Source organism: Nocardioides sp., from assembly GCF_031422975.1.
GTDB lineage: Bacteria > Actinomycetota > Actinomycetes > Propionibacteriales > Nocardioidaceae > Nocardioides.
Map to the genome: position 1 here is coordinate 1 of NZ_JANPEO010000141.1, position 3289 is coordinate 3289.

Sequence of the window (3289 nt, forward strand, 5' to 3'; positions counted from 1 at the left end):
TCTCCGCGGGACGCTGGCGCTTGCCGCGACCGTTCCCCTGCTGTGGCGTCGTCGGCACCCCCTCGCAGTCCTCACGCTGGTCGCGGCAGCCACGGTCACGATGGTCGCGCTGAATGCGTGGTTCGTGCCCTTGCAGCTCGCAGTTGCGCTCTACACGGTCGCTACGACGTCGCGGCGGCGGTTCGCGGTCCTGATCGGGATCGCCTCGATCATCGCGGTAGGCGCTGCCGAGGCCACCGAGTCGCACGTCCGCCCTGGCGATATCGCCTGGCGGGTCGTGTTCCTCGCCGCCGCGTGGCTGCTCGGCGACAGCATCGGTAGCCGGCGCGCCTACGTGCACGAGCTGGAGGAGAAGGCAGACCGACTCGAGCGTGAGCAGGAGGCGCAGGCACGCCGCGCCGCCGCCGAGGAGCAAGCCCGGATCGCGCGAGAGCTCCACGACATCGTTGCGCATGCGCTGAGCGTGATCGCGGTGCAAGCCGCCGCGGCCGAGGACGCACTCGAGGACGAGCCCAGCCCGGCCCGCGAACCGGTCGCGGCCATCGCGACGGTTGCCCGCTCGGCGCTAGGTGACCTTCGCCGCGTGGTCGGTGCCCTGCGCGAAGGAGCAGCAGAACTCGAGCCGCAACCAACCATTCGCCAGCTAGGCCCCTTGGTGGAGCGCGTGCGGAGTGCCGGCCTGCCGGTCGCACTCGACATCACGGGAGATTCGAGGCCCCTGGCGGCCGCCGTGGAACTGTCGGCCTACCGAATCGTGCAAGAAGCCCTGACCAATACCCTCAAACATGCCGGAGCGACCCAGGTACGCGTCCTTGTTCGCTACGGCGAACGACTCGAACTCGAAATCCGCGACAACGGAAGCAGACCCAGCAACGGGGCAAGCAACGGGACAGGAAGGGGCAGCCCTCATGGAAATGGGCTCATCGGGATGCGCGAACGGGTCACGATGCTCGGCGGGGACCTGAGCGCCACGCCCTCGCCGGGCGGTGGCTTCGTCGTTCGTGCCCAGATCCCGATCGAGCGGGCTTGATGCCGATCCGGGTGGTCATCGCCGATGACCAGGCTCTGGTACGCAGCGGGTTCCGCCTCATCGTCGACCGTCGCCCCGACCTCAGCGTCGTCGCCGAAGCCGAAAATGGCACCGAGGCAGTGCGCCTCACCTCCGAGCTGCAGCCCGACGTCGTCTTGATGGACATCCGGATGCCGGAGATGGACGGGATCGAGGCCACCCGACAGATCGTCGCCTCGGGCAGCCCCACCCGCATCCTCGTCCTCACCACGTTCGATCTCGACGAATACGTCTACGCCGCACTGCGAGCAGGCGCGAGTGGATTCCTCCTCAAAGACGTGCGACCACGCGACCTGGTCGAGGGAATCCGGCTCGTCTCAGATGGCAACGCACTGCTGGGGCCCAGCGTCACCGGCCGGCTCCTCGACCGGTTCATCCAGGGCGAACCCTCGCCGCACGCTGCAGCGACCAGCACCCTCACCGCTCGCGAACTCGACGTCCTGCGGCTCCTCGCCGGGGGACTGTCCAACACCGAGCTCGCGGGGCGGCTATCCCTCAGCGAGGCGACCATCAAGAGCCACGTCTCCAACGTGCTACGCAAACTTGGTGTACGCGACCGGGTCCAAGCGGTGATCGCAGCCTACGACGCCGGCGTGGTCCAACCCCAGCCCACCAGCCAGCCAGCAGCGCAACGGGTTGAAGAAGCAAGCTCCCAGGAGTGAGCCGTAACGTCGCTCAGATGGTTCTCTCGGCCCCACGCACCCTCGATGCGCACGCGAGGAGAGGGCCACCAGCGGACGGCATCGGCGAAACCTTCGGGATGAGCCCGCACGAGGCTGCTCAGTCTTTGCGGTAGGCGCGCAGCACGAGTGGCGCGGCGACCGCGAGCAGCGCCACTGACCACACCAGAGAGCCCACGACGTAGAAGGCGAGCCCGTGATCGAAGCTCGCAACGACGTCGTCACCGAGCAGCAGACCGCGCCAAGAGTTGACCATGTCCCGGCCAAGCCGCGGGACGCAGCCGGCTCGGACATCGGGCGAACAACCGACCCCTCCAGCAGGCGCCGCGATCCCCATGACCGCAACGGCAGAGTGCGCTCGACCGAGTGCGCAATCGACGCTCGAGAGGCACGTGACGGTGCAGCGTCTTCGCCCGACTTTGCTCGTGAGGCTAGGGCAGCAGGTCCAGGTACTGCTTGCGCGCCGGCATGGCGTGAATGACCATCTCCTCGCCACTTGAAAAGACCAGAACGACGGTCTCCAACAGCCGCGCGTTGGTGTCGAACCCGAGTCGCAGTTCCCGCTCTGGCGGGCCGTCTCCATCGAGCGGTTCGATCCAGAGCGACCACTCAGCTGCCTGTATGGCGTCCTCGGTCGAGACGCCGTGCTTGAGCGCGCTCGGGTGGACCTTCACGCCCCGAGACGGGCCAGTGCAGCCCGGATGGCCTCGGACCTGCTCATGTCGTTCTTGGCAGCGGCGGCATCAAGCGACGCCAACTCCTCGGTGGTCAGCCGGACAGCAACCACCTGCATCGGCTCGGCTCCGCGTCCAGGACGACCTCGTCCGCGCCGTCTCAACTCGTCGACGTCGTAGCCGGACTCCGCCTCGTCCGCCCAATCTTGGATCTGCTCCTCAGTCACCACGTCCTTATCGTATAACGAAACTAAGACGCGCTCCACGGCGACCGAAAGCCGATCGCCACTCGGAGCGTGTCCTGCGCGACCCGTCGCTAGTCGATGGGGAGGTCTCGCCCCGACAGCAGCCGTCCCAGTGTGCGCTGCATGACAGCGGCCAGTGGGTGTTGGCGAGGTGTGTAGTAGATGACTCCACCGATGGCCTGCTCCAGGGCGAAGCCGCATGCCCGGAGCATGCTCGCTTCGTCGACCTCCAGCGCCTCGCGGAACGCTACCGCGCCGGCCTCGTCGAGCACGGACCAGATCGGATCGAGGTCCTGCGCGGGGTCTCCGACCCCGAGACCGCCCCAGTCGATGACCGCGGTCAACCGTCCAGCAGACACGAGAAGATTGCCGGGGATGAGGTCGCCGTGCAGCAGGACCGGTCGCACCTCATCGTCGGCGGCCTCCAAGCACCTCCGCCACAGGCGTAGCACGGCCCGCTCGTCGACCAGCCCGTTCGCGCGCTCGAGCCACCGGAGCACCCGGTCGTCGAGCCCGCGGAGCGGCCCGCCCCGCCCACCGTCCTGGCGGGCGGGTGCATCAGGCACGGCCGCACTCCGCAAGCCCCTTACCACCGCGGCCAGGTCGTGTCCCAGATCGGCG

Annotated in this window: 6 protein-coding genes; 2 read left to right on the forward strand and 4 right to left on the reverse strand. The window is 68.1% G+C overall.

Annotated features, from left to right (window positions below):
- The first annotated feature begins 100 nt into the window (after positions 1–100).
- Together RMO85_RS04490 and RMO85_RS04495 are read left to right on the forward strand one after the other, a co-directional pair.
- The gene (locus RMO85_RS04490; RefSeq protein ID WP_310526738.1) at positions 101–1030 is read left to right on the forward strand and encodes a histidine kinase; all 930 of its coding nucleotides are present in this window, start codon (positions 101–103) and stop codon (positions 1028–1030) included.
- Positions 1030–1731: a response regulator transcription factor gene (locus tag RMO85_RS04495; protein WP_310526739.1), complete on the forward strand. Its 702-nt coding sequence runs from the start codon at positions 1030–1032 to the stop codon at positions 1729–1731. Before RMO85_RS04490 ends, RMO85_RS04495 begins: the two co-directional genes overlap by 1 nt.
- Before the next feature lie 118 nt (positions 1732–1849).
- Here the strand turns inward: RMO85_RS04495 and RMO85_RS04500 are convergent, their stop codons facing one another.
- From RMO85_RS04500 to RMO85_RS04515, 4 genes are all read right to left on the reverse strand, one after another.
- Positions 1850–2005: a hypothetical protein gene (locus tag RMO85_RS04500; protein WP_310526740.1), complete on the reverse strand. Its 156-nt coding sequence runs from the start codon at positions 2003–2005 to the stop codon at positions 1850–1852.
- A 175-nt stretch (positions 2006–2180) separates the two neighbouring features.
- Positions 2181–2423 (reverse strand): hypothetical protein, encoded by a 243-nt coding sequence (locus tag RMO85_RS04505; protein ID WP_310526741.1) that lies wholly within the window; start codon positions 2421–2423, stop codon positions 2181–2183.
- Entirely contained in the window at positions 2420–2653 is a 234-nt protein-coding gene (locus tag RMO85_RS04510; protein WP_310526742.1) for a ribbon-helix-helix protein, CopG family, read from the reverse strand. The genes RMO85_RS04505 and RMO85_RS04510 overlap by 4 nt, the downstream gene beginning before the upstream one ends.
- An 86-nt stretch (positions 2654–2739) precedes the next feature.
- A partial coding sequence (locus RMO85_RS04515) for a phosphotransferase (protein ID WP_310526743.1) occupies positions 2740–3289 on the reverse strand: 550 nt, incomplete at its 5' end.

Coding starts and splice junctions, on each gene's coding strand:
- RMO85_RS04490 (WP_310526738.1), top strand. CDS start 101: ATGGTCGCGCTGAATGCGTGGTTCGTGCCCTTGCAGCTCGCAGTTGCG.
- RMO85_RS04495 (WP_310526739.1), top strand. CDS start 1,030: ATGCCGATCCGGGTGGTCATCGCCGATGACCAGGCTCTGGTACGCAGC.
- RMO85_RS04500 (WP_310526740.1), bottom strand. CDS start 2,005: ATGGTCAACTCTTGGCGCGGTCTGCTGCTCGGTGACGACGTCGTTGCG.